Annotated in this window: 12 protein-coding genes and 1 pseudogene; 9 read left to right on the top strand and 4 right to left on the bottom strand. The window is 45.1% G+C overall.

Annotated elements, in window-relative coordinates; all coding sequences use genetic code 11:
* Positions 1-24 precede the first annotated feature (24 nt).
* The 8 genes and pseudogenes from wecC to CSR04_RS25505 form a co-directional block, all read left to right on the top strand.
* Positions 25-1,266: a UDP-N-acetyl-D-mannosamine dehydrogenase gene (gene wecC, locus CSR04_RS10995; protein ID WP_102796348.1), complete on the top strand. Its 1,242-nt coding sequence runs from the start codon at positions 25-27 to the stop codon at positions 1,264-1,266.
* Between the two features lies 1 nt (position 1,267).
* Positions 1,268-2,413: a glycosyltransferase gene (locus CSR04_RS10990; protein WP_172449323.1), complete on the top strand. Its 1,146-nt coding sequence runs from the start codon at positions 1,268-1,270 to the stop codon at positions 2,411-2,413.
* Between the two features lie 2 nt (positions 2,414-2,415).
* Positions 2,416-3,567: a hypothetical protein gene (locus CSR04_RS10985; protein WP_102796346.1), complete on the top strand. Its 1,152-nt coding sequence runs from the start codon at positions 2,416-2,418 to the stop codon at positions 3,565-3,567.
* Complete coding sequence (locus CSR04_RS10980) at positions 3,564-4,784, top strand: O-antigen ligase family protein (RefSeq protein WP_102796345.1); 1,221 nt, start codon at positions 3,564-3,566, stop codon at positions 4,782-4,784. Before CSR04_RS10985 ends, CSR04_RS10980 begins: the two co-directional genes overlap by 4 nt.
* On the top strand, positions 4,781-5,536 hold the full coding sequence (locus CSR04_RS10975) for a WecB/TagA/CpsF family glycosyltransferase (protein WP_102796538.1): 756 nt from the start codon (positions 4,781-4,783) through the stop codon (positions 5,534-5,536). The genes CSR04_RS10980 and CSR04_RS10975 overlap by 4 nt, the downstream gene beginning before the upstream one ends.
* A gap of 4 nt (positions 5,537-5,540) precedes the next feature.
* On the top strand, positions 5,541-6,800 hold the full coding sequence (gene tviB, locus CSR04_RS10970; RefSeq protein WP_102796344.1) for a Vi polysaccharide biosynthesis UDP-N-acetylglucosamine C-6 dehydrogenase TviB: 1,260 nt from the start codon (positions 5,541-5,543) through the stop codon (positions 6,798-6,800).
* Between the two features lie 6 nt (positions 6,801-6,806).
* Positions 6,807-7,622: a heparin lyase I family protein gene (locus CSR04_RS10965; RefSeq protein WP_102796343.1), complete on the top strand. Its 816-nt coding sequence runs from the start codon at positions 6,807-6,809 to the stop codon at positions 7,620-7,622.
* Between the two features lie 269 nt (positions 7,623-7,891).
* A pseudogene (locus CSR04_RS25505) lies at positions 7,892-8,035 on the top strand (hypothetical protein); the annotation flags it as partial.
* 3 nt (positions 8,036-8,038) lie between these two features.
* Here CSR04_RS25505 and CSR04_RS10960 read toward each other — a convergent pair.
* Positions 8,039-8,716: a TorF family putative porin gene (locus tag CSR04_RS10960; protein ID WP_102796342.1), complete on the bottom strand. Its 678-nt coding sequence runs from the start codon at positions 8,714-8,716 to the stop codon at positions 8,039-8,041.
* Positions 8,717-9,151: 435 nt separating this feature from the next.
* Between CSR04_RS10960 and CSR04_RS10955 the strand changes: the two genes are divergently transcribed.
* The gene (locus CSR04_RS10955) at positions 9,152-10,771 is read left to right on the top strand and encodes a methyl-accepting chemotaxis protein (protein WP_102796341.1); all 1,620 of its coding nucleotides are present in this window, start codon (positions 9,152-9,154) and stop codon (positions 10,769-10,771) included.
* 56 nt (positions 10,772-10,827) lie between these two features.
* Here the strand turns inward: CSR04_RS10955 and CSR04_RS10950 are convergent, their stop codons facing one another.
* The 3 genes from CSR04_RS10950 to CSR04_RS10940 form a co-directional block, all read right to left on the bottom strand.
* Positions 10,828-11,622, bottom strand: coding sequence for a delta-class carbonic anhydrase (locus tag CSR04_RS10950; RefSeq protein ID WP_172449322.1), 795 nt, complete (start codon positions 11,620-11,622; stop codon positions 10,828-10,830).
* 80 nt (positions 11,623-11,702) lie between these two features.
* Positions 11,703-12,383 carry a response regulator transcription factor gene (locus tag CSR04_RS10945; protein WP_102796340.1) on the bottom strand — a complete coding sequence of 227 codons (681 nt, stop codon included), beginning with the start codon at positions 12,381-12,383 and terminating at the stop codon, positions 11,703-11,705.
* The gene (locus tag CSR04_RS10940; protein WP_102796339.1) at positions 12,371-13,933 is read right to left on the bottom strand and encodes a sensor histidine kinase; all 1,563 of its coding nucleotides are present in this window, start codon (positions 13,931-13,933) and stop codon (positions 12,371-12,373) included. The genes CSR04_RS10945 and CSR04_RS10940 overlap by 13 nt, the downstream gene beginning before the upstream one ends.
* Between the last annotated feature and the right edge of the window lie 111 nt (positions 13,934-14,044).

Raw genomic sequence — 14,044 nt, 5'->3', positions numbered from 1 at the left:
TTTTTGATGGAACAGGTTTTTTGTATGGCATTTGAGCGCATTTCTGTAATTGGTCTGGGTTATATCGGTCTGCCTACCGCTGCTGTTATTGCTTCTCGCGGGATCGAAGTGATAGGGGTGGATGTAAATCAAAAGGCAGTGGACATTATTAACGCTGGCAATATTCATATCGTCGAACCCGATCTGGATATGGTAGTTCGCAGTACGGTAATGACAGGAAAACTTCGCGCCACCACTCAACCAGAGCCTGCGCAAGCCTTTGTCGTGGCGGTTCCGACACCATTTAAAGGTGACAACCACGAACCAGATTTAAGCTATATTGAAGCAGCCAGTAAGGCCATTGCCCCGGTGCTGGAAAAAGGTAATCTGGTGATTTTGGAAAGCACCTCACCAGTTGGCGCCACCGAAAAGATGGCTGCCTGGTTGGCACAAGCACGCCCTGATCTGAGCTTTCCGCAGCAAAAAGGGGAAGAGGCCGATATCAAGGTGGCACATTGCCCTGAGCGTGTACTGCCAGGTTACGTTCTGCAGGAGCTGGTTAGCAATGACCGTGTAGTAGGTGGAATGACGCCTGCCTGTAGCGCTAAAGCCATTGAGTTGTATCAAACCTTTGTACGTGGTGAATGTATTGTCACTAATGCCCGTACCGCCGAATTGGCAAAATTAACCGAAAACAGCTTCCGTGATGTGAACATTGCTTTTGCTAATGAGTTGTCGCTGATTTGCGACAAATTGAAAATCAATGTATGGGAACTCATTAAGCTTGCTAACCGCCACCCCAGAGTCAATATCCTTAATCCAGGCCCTGGGGTCGGAGGCCATTGTATTGCCGTTGACCCCTGGTTTATCGTCAACAGCTGCCCGCAGGAAGCACGAATTATCCGTACTGCCAGGGAAGTAAATGACCATAAACCGCATTATGTGCTGGAACAAATCACCAAAGCCGCTGACCAGTTTAAGCACCCGGTGATAGCTTGCTTAGGACTGTCGTTTAAAGCTGACATCGACGATCTGCGTGAAAGTCCGGCTCTGGATATTGTTAAGGCTTTGGCAACCAAAAATGTAGGGCAGGTACTGGCGGTAGAGCCAAATATTCACGAACTTCCTGCATCACTGCAAAATCAGAACGTAGAATTGGTCTCCCTAAGCACCGCGTTGGAAAAAGCCAATGTGGTGGTGGTGTTGGTGGATCATAAGCAATTCAAAACTGCTGATAAAAATGACCTTGCCCGCAAGGTGGTTATTGATACGCGCGGGATTGTTTGATATGGCATATCGGAAGCCAAAAGTATTGCATGTTGCAACAGATTTTCCTGACGGCATTGAAAGGAATAATACGCTAGCAGTAAAGAACTTACTCGATGAGACAGACGATAGGTTTGAGCATAGAGTTTTATCAGTCGTTAGAAAAAAGGGCCTGGAATTTAAGATTGTTAAATCGGGTACTCTGTATTCAATTGTGGTGCCAAGGCTTCCGTTAGGCATTCTCTGTTCTACAATTATGCTATTTTCGGCTTTATTTTTTTACTTTAAGAAAGGAAAAGAATTTAGTGAAGTAAACGTTATACATGCACACAAACTAACAATTGATGGCATTTTTGCATTTGTTCTCTCTAAAATATTAAAAAAACCTCTTTTGATAAGTGTTAGAGGGAGTACAGATGCCAAATTTATCAAAAGAAAATTTTACGTACGTTGGCTATACAAGAAAATTATAAATAGTGCTGAGCACGTTTTCTTTGTTAGCGCCTGGGCGAGAAGCTCCGTTAATAAATTATTTAGTGAAAAATATGTTCCTGATTCAAAATTTACCAACTTAGCGAATATAAGTAGAGTTAATATGGTTGAGTCCAATAAGGAGGGGGCGGATTTCCTTTTTGTGGGACGATTAGATTTAGCTAAGAGCAAGGGACTATATAGGGTTTTTGAAGCTATCTCTAAGGAAAAAAAATACAGGTTAGATATTTTTGGAGGTGCAACTAATGAAGCCGCAGAAAACATTAAGAATGAAATGCAGAGATTGGAAATATCACATCTCTGTAACTTAAGGGGCAAGGCTGATAAGTCTGTAATATTTTCTGGGGACTATGCTGCACTTGTTATGCCAAGTTATCCAGAAACATTTGGGATGGTTTATGTTGAGTCTCTTCTTTCCGGAATTCCAGTGATTTCAAGTAATAGATCAGGTATAGCAGGGTATATAGAACCAAGTAATTATTATCTGGAAGTAAATGAATTTGACACTGAGCAAATAGCCAGGGCAATGAAGAGAATTCATGATGATAAACAGAGAGTTAAAGCAAATTTACTTCAAGACATAAGTTCTGGGAAGTTAAACTTGTTTAATACTTGCTATATAAAAGAGCATTACGGAAATGTAGCGGAGAGAGCTGCGTTGAACTCTGGGCAATAACTATGTATTTAAAAATAAGGAGAGCAATTAATTTAGAGCGATTTTTTATCGTGATGGAGCAGTCCCTTTCATCTCTATTTAATTTCTTTGTTGTTATTTTGTTATCGCATGGAAGCCCAGAACTAGTAGCATCTTATGGTGTGGCCTTTTCATTTTCTTTGGTTATATCTGGAATCTTCAGAAACTCAGTCTTTACACCTTTTATAACTTCTAATACTACTAGCTCCCTTGCTCTTATAAAAGGGTGCATCGCCTCATCTTTTTCTCTGTATGTTTCCGCCCCTATTTTATTGATACTTATGTATTTATCTTATTCTGGGGCTTTGGTTTTCAGTCTTCCCATCATTTTTTATTTTTTCATTCTTGAGTTGGTTAAAGTAACTGCTCTGGCGAAAGACAACATGAGGAAAATTGCATTTTTTACAACTTTCTCATATTTGTTAATTCTTTTACTATTCTATTCTGGTTATTCTTCTTTCTCATTTCTGGTAGGTTCCGCTTTCGTAGCGCTGGTTTTTCTTTTCTTTTTGGTCTTAGATAAAGGAACATCAGAAGAGGTGGTGTGCGTTGGTGGAAGAGATGCCTTTATACTATCTATGTCATTTTCTATATATAGTCATGCACCATTGTGGTTTTTAAACTTGGTCGTTCCTGGTGCAGCATCCCTTTATGTGCAAATCAGAAGCCTATTCCAGCCGATCCAAATTATATCTAGAGCAGTAGATCTGATAGAAAAGAAAAATGCTTCAGTATCAGAGGATTATGGCATTTTACGGCTGAATAATGTGCTGACCTATCACCTTGTTTTTGGAGGACTAGGTGTGGCATTCCTCTGCGCATTTTCACTCTTTTTCTTCAAAGATCTATATGCTGTAGATTTGAACTTTTACTCAGCAATTTCAGTTGGTATATACGCAATATTGGGGTTGGCTATGTTTGTTTCAAAGCCTATTGAGACAGTCTTCTTTAAAATGAGTTTCCTTAGTCAGCTTACTCTTTCTCGTATTATTGGTAGTATAGCCATGTTAGCAATATTTTTTATTGGCTTCTATATTAGCGTCGAGTATGTTTTAATTTATATTTTGTTCTTTCAAGCAATTACATGGATGACAATGTTAGGGCTTAATTATTCTCAAGCGAAAAAGTTATTATGAGTACTGGCACAAGAAATTTGGCGCTTTATAGAATTGCTGTCTTCGCACTTTTTTGTATGTTCTTTGTGGTAGACGCGTCTTTTCGGTTGAGAGACTTCGATGATAAATCTATAGATTTTCAAGTTGTTATAAAATTTTTGGTGTTGTTCTTTACTATAGGAATTGGGGCTATCGCTCTAAGATATTTTCGATTCTATTCCAGATTTTTGTTTGTCTTACCGTTTTTCGCTCTTATGCTTATTTCTTCTATTTGGTCTGAAAGTCTGTTTTTCACTCTTTCTATATTTTTTACGTTTTTTTCATATTTTATATTTATGGTCTTTTTCATTGATGAGTATGGGCTGGGTAAGTTTTCTAGAATTGTGACATTGTCTATGTTCTGGTTTTTAGTTGTGTCTTTGCTCTTATATGTTTTTTTTCCAGAAATGGGACGTTTTTCATTTTGGTTTAACGATGTTTTTGCTCCTAGTTGGCGTATGAGTGGCTTAACAACTAGCGCTAATAACTTTGCCAGGGTCTGTGGTTTTTTTGTACTTTTTCTGGTTGGGTTTAACTCGATTATAAAAGTTCAAGTTGGTGCTAGATTTTATAATTTTTGCTTGATTTTGGCTGCAGTATGTCTGTTGCTTAGTGGCAGTAGGACAACAATTGTTGTTCTTCTTGTCTCTCTGTCTCTTTACGTTTTTCTGCAGTCTAATAAGCAAAATAAAGCGCTATGGATTTCTTCTGTATTTTGTTTTGGATTGATTTTGGCCCTCTTCTCAGAAGAGTTGTTGCAACTTGTATCAAGGGACGGCGGAGATGATATAACTTCATTTACCGGGCGTACATTTATTTGGGATGCCGTACTTTACTTTATAGATAAGAAGCCAGTTTTGGGCTATGGGTTCGGCTCTTCTATTTTCTTGCTTCCCGAATACGCAGATGCATTAGGCTTTACAGCGGCCCATGCGCATAATATGTATCTTCAGGTGATGCTGTCTGGTGGATACGTTACTTTAAGTGTTTTTTTGTTTCTTATGTTATTTTGTCTTTATAAAAGTCTTAAGCTGAATATTGCCTTTGTTACATCTAGCTTGGTTTTTATTTTACTTATTGGATTTTTTGAGTCAGGAGCTATTTCTCTAACGGCAAATATGTTGACACTTTTATTGTTTTTTAACTTTTACCTAATTGCTACGCCAGGGATATGTTCAAGTTTCAGGGGGGAGAAGTGAGCAAAATATTTTTTCTAGGGACTAATTTAGACTCCATATCCATGGATGATACTGTCACTTATATACAAAATTGTTTGACTGAACGAAAGTTTACTCAGCATGTTGTTGTAAATGTTGCCAAGCTTGTACATATGCAGCAAGACAAGATACTGGCAGATTCAGTTAATGCTTGTGACATCATTAATATAGACGGAATGGGAGTTGTGTGGGGCGCCAGATTTTGTGGCCATGCAGTGCCCGAGCGAGTTGCAGGGGTTGATCTGTTTCACAATTTACTGGCCATGAGCACAATCAATCATTTTCCAGTTTTTTTACTGGGAGCGACATCAGAAGTAGTAGAAGCGACAGTTTCCAAAGTCGAGGCCCTTTATCCAGGTCTGAAAGTAGCCGGTTACCATCACGGCTACTTTTGGGATAATGAACAAGACGTGGTGGACAAAATCGCGGCTTCGGGTGCCCGCTTATTGTTTGTCGCTATAACCTCCCCCAAGAAAGAGAACTTTATTAATAAGTGGAAAGATCGCTTGGGCGTTGACTTTGTAATGGGCGTCGGAGGCACTTTTGATGTGGTTGCGGGTAAAGTTAAACGTGCTCCGAAATGGATGCAAAATGCAGGTCTGGAGTGGTTATATAGAGTTATTCAGGAACCGGGGCGTATGTGGAAACGCTATCTTGTGACTAATAGTAAGTTCGCACTATTACTCTTAAAAGAAAAGTTTAAAGCAAAGAAGAATATTCAAGGGACGTTATAAAGTTATGAAATTAGCTGTGATTGGTTTGGGATATGTTGGCCTGCCTCTTGCCGTAGAATTTGGCAAAGTCAGAGAGGTAATTGGTTTTGATATAAATAAGAGCAGAATTCAGCAGCTCCGCGACGGTGTCGACCATACCTTAGAGGTCAGTTCGGAGGAACTGGCGGAGGCGCAATACTTGGCCTTTGAACATGATCTAGAGCCTTTGCGTGAGGCCAATATATTTATTGTAACAGTGCCGACACCGATTGATGAGCATCGTCAGCCCGATCTGACCCCATTAATTAAAGCTAGCGAAACGATTGGCAGAGTGCTTAAGAAAGGGGATATCGTTATCTATGAATCTACCGTATACCCTGGCGCAACAGAAGAAGACTGTGTTCCTGTTCTAGAACGTGTTTCCGGCCTTATCTTTAACCAGGATTTCTTTGCTGGCTATAGCCCAGAACGAATCAATCCAGGCGACAAGGAGCATCGGGTAACCACTATTAAAAAGGTCACATCAGGGTCTACGCCGGAAGTGGCGAAGCAGGTCGATGACTTGTACAGCAGCATTATTACCGCTGGTACCTATAAAGCCAGCAGCATCAAAGTTGCTGAAGCAGCTAAGGTAATTGAAAACACACAGCGTGATTTGAATATTGCACTAATTAATGAGCTGGCAGTTATTTTCAATAAGTTAGGAATTGATACGGAAGAGGTCTTATTGGCCGCTGGGACTAAATGGAACTTCTTACCGTTTCGCCCGGGTTTAGTGGGGGGGCACTGTATTGGTGTAGATCCCTATTACCTAACTCATAAGGCTCAATCAATAGGTTATCACCCTGAAGTAATACTGGCTGGTCGGCGCATCAATGATGGTATGGGCCGCTATGTGGTTAGCGAGTTAGTTAAAGCAATGCTTAAGAAACGGATTCAGGTCAGTGGCGCTAAGGTTTTGGTGATGGGATTAACCTTTAAGGAAAATTGTCCGGATCTCAGAAACACCAAAGTGATCGACATTGTCAGCGAGTTGCAGGAATACGATGTTCAAGCTGATGTTTATGATCCTTGGGTGGACCCTCAGGAAGCAAAACATGAGTATGATATTCAGCCAGTTTCTCAGCTAGAGCCCGGAAAATATGATGCGGTTATTCTGGCAGTGGCACATCAGGAATTTAAAGCCATGACTCCAGAAGCTTTTAGAAAGCTATTGAAGGCTGAAGGTGTTATTTACGACTTAAAATACGTGTTGCCATCCGATCAAGTAGATATTCGGTTATAAACTTTCATGCAAGTTATCAAGCGAAAAGTGAGTTGGTTATTGGTGGTGTCACTTGTAACACATGCTTCTACTATATTTGCTGCAGATATACCTAAAGAAGCGTGTGACGATGGGAAGGAGTCGATCGTTTACGAGCTTCCAGAAACAGAGACTATTTATGATGGTTTGAGAGGCAAGGATCTATCCGGTCCTCACTCTCTTAACTCGGTAAAGGATCCTGTTAACTCGCAAGATGATGCTATTAAATTTACTCTTGCTCCTGACGATATTGTCAAAAACGGAAATAGAGCCGAACTTATAGTGAATGATTTCCGAGGTACTCAGTACAGGTACCGCTATAAATTGAAGCTCCTGATTCCTAGTAGTTATGTCTCGGATAGCAAATGGCAGGTGTTTTTTCAATGGCATGACCAACCTGATTTCTCAGTTGGTGAAACTTGGCAATCGTTACCATCTAGAGCACCACCGTTAGCGCTTTTCTACCTCAAAGAACATTTGTACATCATCCACAGAACAGATGAGGATACTTTTGTTAGAAGTGAAAAAGTGAAAGTGGAACGTGATTCTTGGAATGAGATTGCGTTTGATGTGAATTGGGCTTTAGATGAATCTGGCAGAGTGCAGGCAACAATAAATGGAAGTGATTTTGTTCAGGAAAAAACAGGTGAGGTGATTTTTTCTGGACCCAATATGTACAACAAGGCAGGCAACTATATGAAGTTTGGCATTTACCGGAGCGATGATTCGACCTCCACGAACAGCATCTTGTTTAAAGATATTCAGGTTCATGCTATCTGTAAAGGAATGATCAATCCCGAATGAAATGTCTCTTCAACTGAGAAGACATTTTTATAAAGGTGTAGATCCGCATCAGCTGCGTTGAAGGCCTGCAGTTGTGGCCTTTCGCATCTCCGGGACGTGGTAATACTTGATTTGGCACACCTATTCTTATTCCGCTATTCCGCGATTTGGGTGGTTCCAAAGGGGGGAACTTCAATTTTCAACGAACAAGCTGGCCTGCTCTAACAATATGAGAGCCAGTATGTTTCCGTTTTCCAGTCAGCTTAAGATTACTCTGGTTATGTGGTGCCACTGATATGCGTAAAGCCATTGATGGGCTGAGTAATATTGTCGCCTATGAACTGGAGCAGGAGCTCTGCTCCGAGCAACTCTTTGTAGGCTGTAGGATATGCTATTTGAGCGAAGCTTCGTATAGTCTGGCTTGGTACCTTTAACTGTCAGAAACTAAAAGTTCGCCCCACAGTAAACAGCAACTTGGTATCACCGGTATCATCCAAATCAGTGCCCTGTACGCCCAGTGACATATCCCAGCCCCACTGGCTGAACTGGGCGGTGGCCTGCCAATGGATATAGGATTTATCGTCTTCCCACTGATATTTGTCTTCGTCCATACTGGTGGAGCGGTCAACGCCCAGCAGCACCGAAAAATTATCGTTAATCGGCAGGGTATGGTTGAGCATCAGAATATAATGCCCTGCACCTGTGCCGAAGTAGTCCCATGAGTACCAAACATTGAAGGCGGTATTACCCAGCCCCCATTTCATATACACCTCTGGGTAGTTGCCATCACTGCTATAGCCGGCACCGTGATAGGTGTATTGAGCGATACCGACATCCAGATTCAGCGAATCGCTCAGATCCTGGTAGTAGCCCAGATAAGCGTCTATTTCGAGGTTGGTATCGTCACCAAAATCCACATTGGAGCCCCAAGCCCCCGCGTAAAAGCCATTGTCTGCGGCCCAATCGATGCTGCCCTGCAGTGCCGGATTTTCATCTGTTTGACTCACGCCGTTAAACAGATAATCACTGACACCGGTTAGGGTAACAGACCATTCTGCTTTTGCCATTCCGCACAGACTCAAGGGCAGTAGGGCGAACGCGAGTTTCTTTAACATCTTTTTCTCTCCTGTCAGTGCAGGTGTCTCTGAGCCAGTACCTGAACAACCATTGGCAACGTGCGGGCGACCAGATTTGTTGTTTACCCACATTAATAGGTTATAGGCACTATGCCGGTGCTTTACCAGAAAAATGTGCTTATATGTGCAAAAACTGTTTTGAATTCAATTGGCTGTATGCAATATCCGGATTGAGCGTATGGTATGTGGTGACACGCTGTTGGGGGCGTGGTCAGAAAATCGATTCGTAAAATGGTCTGAATATGCATTCATCCTAAATTAGCGGAAAAAACTGCTACCTCTGCTAAGTTATTGTCTACAATGCCTTTACTCAACGGTTAACTCTCGTTGCGTTGAGCTCAGCCGAAATGGAACGCCTGTTGTTTTTGCTAAATAGTCCCGCGTGATGGCACGGCCATCTGTTTGGAGCCATGTATGATAAGAACCTTTGCTATTGGAACCCGCTCTGGCGCAGCGTTTGGATTAATGGGATTACTGGTGTTGCTGGTTGGGGGGCTGGGTACGCTCAAGCTGCATTTTCTCAACGACGAGATCACTGATTTAGCCAAGGTGCGTATTCCGGCTCTGGAATCTTCTACCCGTATGTTGTCTGACTTTATTGAAGTGCAGTTGCAGGATGTCAATCAACTTTATGCTCAGGGTGCCCGTCGCAAAGAGTATCGGGACGCCATGAATAAGGCTAAGCAGGCATTGGAGCGGCGGCTGGATGCCAGCAGAGAGTTGGCTTCGCATCCTCAAATCCGACAGGCGCTGGGCAGTATTGCTGCGCAGTTAAATAACTATCTGCAATTACAAAACCAGCAAATGCGAATGCTGGATGGCGGAGATCAAAACGCTGCCATCGAATTGCACGCGCAGCAGATGCGCCCGCTCCGTATGGCGCTGACCGAGCAGATTCGAGCCCTGGAAAGCCTGGAGTTGGAGCTCATCGAAAAAGGCGCTGACCAGGCTCACGACGTATATCAGCAGTCTGTGACCTGGATGTGGGCAATTATGGCTATTGCCGCTATTTTAGTTGTGCTGCTGGCCGTGCTGTTCACCCGTGCCCTGGTGTTGCCAATGAATACGGCATTGCATGCTGCTGAACGTATCGCCTCGGGGGACCTTACCGTGGCTATTTCTGATGCAGGCAGCGATGAACCGGCCAGAATGATCGAGGCCCTGATAAAAATGCGAAACAGCTTGCGTGATACACTGGAGTTGATTCAGAGCTCATCTGCGCAATTGGCCTCGACTTCTGAAGAACTCAGTATTGTCACTGAGCAATCCACCCGCGGTATTCATACCCAAAATGACCATCTGGAACAGGCCGTATCGGCCATCACCCAGTTAACCAGCTCTATTGAGGAGGTGGCCAGAAATGCGGTGGCGGCCTCTCAGGAATCACAGGCGATGGATGGTCAGGCCAAAGCGGGGCACAAGCAAGTGCAACAGACTGTCGCCTCGGTGCAGTATTTATTGCAGGAATTAACCGAAACGACAGCAGGGCTGGACAAACTTTCCGGTGAAATTAATCGGGTCAGCTCGGTGCTGGACGTTATCAGGGCGATTGCTGAGCAAACTAATTTGCTGGCGCTTAATGCCGCCATTGAGGCGGCCAGGGCCGGCGAGTCAGGACGGGGCTTTGCAGTGGTGGCTGATGAAGTGCGGGCGCTTGCCCATCGCACCCAGGAATCCACTAAGGAAATCGAGGGCATGGTCAATGCGGTACAAGCCGGAACCAATGAAACCGTGAGCCTGATGGGCAAGAGTCACGAGCGGGCCAAACAAAGCCTGGATGTGGCCGGTTCGGCCGGTAATGCACTGATAGAAATTACCGCGTCTGTAGCTCGCTCGGCAGAGCAAAACCATGCCATTGCCAGCGCAGCAGAGCAGCAGGCCACGGTGTCTAAACAGATAGATGAAAACCTGGTTCAGATCCGGGATGTGGCGAATGAAGTGGCATCTGGTGCCAGCGAAACCAGTGCATCCAGCCAGGAATTAGCCCGATTGGCTGAGGATCTGGACAGCCTGACCCGCAAGTTTCACATCTAACAAATTAGCAAAGAGCAATGCTGTCAAACGCATTGCTCCTGCCAGGTGCGACCTGTTTAGTTGATGGGGGATAGTAACTTGGGGTGCACAACCAGTTTTCGGACGCCATGAGCGTGGTCTTCGGCAAATTCGTTGTTGGCACACCATTGGCTCAGGCTGTTGATGTCCAGCTTGGCGCACTGAGGTCTGACACTCCAACTCACCTGTAAGCTTGAGCACTGTTGCTGATTATATTTAGGGCCGGTGGTGGAACCCAGGTATTCAACGGGGGTACCTGTATCTGTTGGCAATGCTTTGGGCTGGTGATAACCATCAGCCTGGTAACCATCATAGTCAAAGTCGTTGAAGTTGAGTGCGCCAGCATCATTCACCAGCGTAAACACTTGTGTTTCAACCCGCAGGTTGGGGTTGGCGCATTGCTCGGTCAGACAAGCGCCCAAGCCAGGCCCTGGCTTGGCGTTGCAGGAGCTGTGTACCCAATGTATTTCCACTGTATCGCCGGGTTTCAGACCTTTACAGTGATTGACTTTGGGCGGCGCCAGTTCTGCTGCGGTCAGATTGGTGGCGATATCGCACTGATATCCGGCATGCTCACCTTCACCAATCAGTTTAGAAAAGGCGGCGGCTTTATGTTCTGCCTGAGCATGAAAATGAATGTTACACAGGTTCATTTGAGTAGACTGTGGTGCCAAAGAGAAGACCCGCTGATTTTCCCCTGCTAGCTGGTCAATATCACGTGGTGCCTGTGGGCCAAAGCCCTGGCAATACTCGCCCTGATTGGCTTGCACCGGCAATGCCAGCATGGGGCTGCAAACTAACAGGGATTTCAGTAGTTTTAATTGGAACGTCATATACTTGCTCAGCAATTGGAATTGCCGCAATTGTAAAATGCAGTTTATGAACGCTTTTTTTGCCCAAGATTAACAGAAGATTAAAATGGGTTGCTTAGACGGTAACCAACCCCACGTACCGTTTCAATTCTCGGTGCACCAGGTTGTGCTTCCAGTTTAACCCGCAGGCGGCGGATATACACATCCACAATATTGGTCAGCGGATCGGTGGTGCTGCTCCATACTCTGTTCAGAATACGCTCGCGGGAATACACTTTACCAGGGGACTTCATAAACAGACGTAACAGGTCAAACTCGAGTTGGGTCAGTTCCAATTCCTGGTCACTTAAAAAAGCGCGGCGACTGTCACTGCAAAGGCATAATTGACCCACAGTTAACTGATTCGTAACTGGTTGATGCATTGGACCGCGTCTAGACAGGGCCTCGACTCTGGCCAGCAGTTCATCAAAATCGAAAGGTTTACCAAGATAATCGTCGGCCCCCATGCGAAGGCCCATGACTTTATCTTCTGTGTCGTTCAGTGCGGTTAACATCAGCACTGCGGTATTGGGGGATATGCGGCGTACTTCCCGCAGTACTGCCAGTCCGTCCATTTGCGGCAGCATTCTGTCCAAAATGACCAGATCAATCTGCTGCGTCGTCAGTGGCTGTATGGCTTGTTCTCCGTCACTCACCCACTGGCATTGATAGCCCTCGGCTTGTAAGCCCTTCAGCAGAAAACTGGCAACCCGCTGTTCATCTTCCACTATCAGGATACGCATAAGGGGTCCCTCGGCAGCCAAACGCTCATGGTTGTACCTTTACCAACCAGACTGCTTGCGGTTATTTGTCCGCCATGTGCGGTGACGATTGCTTTAGCCACGGCCAACCCTAAACCCATACCCTGTACCGCACGGCCACTGCCCCGGTAAAAACGCTCAAATATATAAGGTAGTTCCTGCTCATCGATGCCAAATCCTTGATCTTGTACACTGATGTGCACTTTATCAGCATCGGGTTTAGCATTAACTAATACCGTTGTATTCGACGGAGAATAGCGCAGCGCATTTTCAAGCAGAATCAAGAGTAACTGGCGAAGACGCTCTGCATCCGCGACTAACAGCATGTCTGGTAAATCGGCCTGTAGCTGCACGTCTATGTGTTGAGACAGTGCAAGTTTGTGTACATCCCGGCAGCCTTCTTCAAGCAGCTCAGCCAGGTCAACCCGCTGGCGCTCTATACGTAGATTATTGGCATCAGCCCTGGCGATAAACAACATATCCTCTACCAGCCTGCCCAGCGAAATTGACTGTTCCAGAATACACTGCAGCGCATCGCGGTACTCTTCCACATCCCGATCGGTTTTGCGCAGCGTTACCTGGGCTTCGCCACGGATAATGGTTAAAGGTGTGCGCAGTTCATGACTGACATCGGCTAAAAAATTGCGCCTGGTATGGGCGCTTTTTTCCAGCGCCTGATTGGCAGCCGTTAATTCAGCGGTGCGCTGGGATACCTTAAACTCCAACTGCTGTCTGGCTTGTTCCTTAGCGCTATATTGTTCCTTAAGCTGGTCGGCCATAAAGTTAAAGGCTTTGGCAATTTCATCAAACTCAGTATCGAAACCGCGCTGAACTCGGTGGTCCAGCTCACCTTTGGCGATGCGTTCAGCCCCCTGCGTTAGCGACTTTACCGGCTGGGTAACGGCTCTGATAAGCGACGTACAGCCAATGACCGTCAGCAAAATAGCGATGGTGGCCAGCAGCAATGATAACCAGAATATGGCGGTATGGGTGGTGTCGATACGGTTGTTCATGGCTTGCACCACACCTGCCTGACGCTCTACCGCAGAGTTGATGGCTTCACGAAAGGCAATATCAATGCGTTCTTCCAGGACAAAACGCATCTGTTCGGTGTCATCAGAGTGCGCACCGCTGGCGGCAATGGCTTCAAAATCGGTAATGACCTTGTCTATCAGCTCTTCAAGATCATCCGTATCTTCTACTGTGCCACGGGTGTATTCCGCACCTAATGCCTGGCGCTGCTGTTCTTCCAGCAAACGTATTTTGCCCAGTGATTCGGAAATGGCTGCGCGCTTGTTGCGCACCTGAGCCTGGTTGGCTGACTTGCCCAGCAGGATTTCATCGGTAAGTTGTTTGAAGAGCCGATAGGAAGTGCTGGATAGCTGAAGGTGTTCGCTTAGCAGAGTATCGGCGATATTCATTTGCAGGATATGGTTTTGCGTCAGGCGTGAAGACCAGAGCACAGATACTGCCGCGGCAATCACCATCCCCAGAGAGATTAGGGCAAAGCTGATTAACTTGCGTCTGTACATCTTGGTTCCTCATACGCTGAGCAGGGTGCTCTCACCCTTAACAGAACCGGATCATGCCACAACCCCTGTGGGTTGCAATTTATTGCAACAATAGTCGGGTTAAAAACCCGA

This window comes from Bowmanella denitrificans (assembly GCF_002887595.1).
Classification (GTDB): Bacteria; Pseudomonadota; Gammaproteobacteria; order Enterobacterales; family Alteromonadaceae; genus Bowmanella; species Bowmanella denitrificans.
Note: the sequence above shows the minus strand (reverse complement) of the source record. Positions and strands in the feature narration are given on the sequence as shown.

What these genes read in the sequence shown, in the direction of transcription:
- CSR04_RS10955 (WP_102796341.1), top strand. Translation starts at nt 9,152, where the DNA reads ATGATAAGAACCTTTGCTATTGGAACCCGCTCTGGCGCAGCGTTTGGA.
- wecC (WP_102796348.1), top strand. Translation starts at nt 25, where the DNA reads ATGGCATTTGAGCGCATTTCTGTAATTGGTCTGGGTTATATCGGTCTG.
- CSR04_RS10980 (WP_102796345.1), top strand. Translation starts at nt 3,564, where the DNA reads ATGAGTACTGGCACAAGAAATTTGGCGCTTTATAGAATTGCTGTCTTC.
- CSR04_RS10945 (WP_102796340.1), bottom strand. Translation starts at nt 12,383, where the DNA reads ATGCGTATCCTGATAGTGGAAGATGAACAGCGGGTTGCCAGTTTTCTG.
- tviB (WP_102796344.1), top strand. Translation starts at nt 5,541, where the DNA reads ATGAAATTAGCTGTGATTGGTTTGGGATATGTTGGCCTGCCTCTTGCC.
- CSR04_RS10985 (WP_102796346.1), top strand. Translation starts at nt 2,416, where the DNA reads ATGTATTTAAAAATAAGGAGAGCAATTAATTTAGAGCGATTTTTTATC.
- CSR04_RS10950 (WP_172449322.1), bottom strand. Translation starts at nt 11,622, where the DNA reads ATGACGTTCCAATTAAAACTACTGAAATCCCTGTTAGTTTGCAGCCCC.
- CSR04_RS10960 (WP_102796342.1), bottom strand. Translation starts at nt 8,716, where the DNA reads ATGTTAAAGAAACTCGCGTTCGCCCTACTGCCCTTGAGTCTGTGCGGA.
- CSR04_RS10990 (WP_172449323.1), top strand. Translation starts at nt 1,268, where the DNA reads ATGGCATATCGGAAGCCAAAAGTATTGCATGTTGCAACAGATTTTCCT.
- CSR04_RS10965 (WP_102796343.1), top strand. Translation starts at nt 6,807, where the DNA reads ATGCAAGTTATCAAGCGAAAAGTGAGTTGGTTATTGGTGGTGTCACTT.
- CSR04_RS10940 (WP_102796339.1), bottom strand. Translation starts at nt 13,933, where the DNA reads ATGTACAGACGCAAGTTAATCAGCTTTGCCCTAATCTCTCTGGGGATG.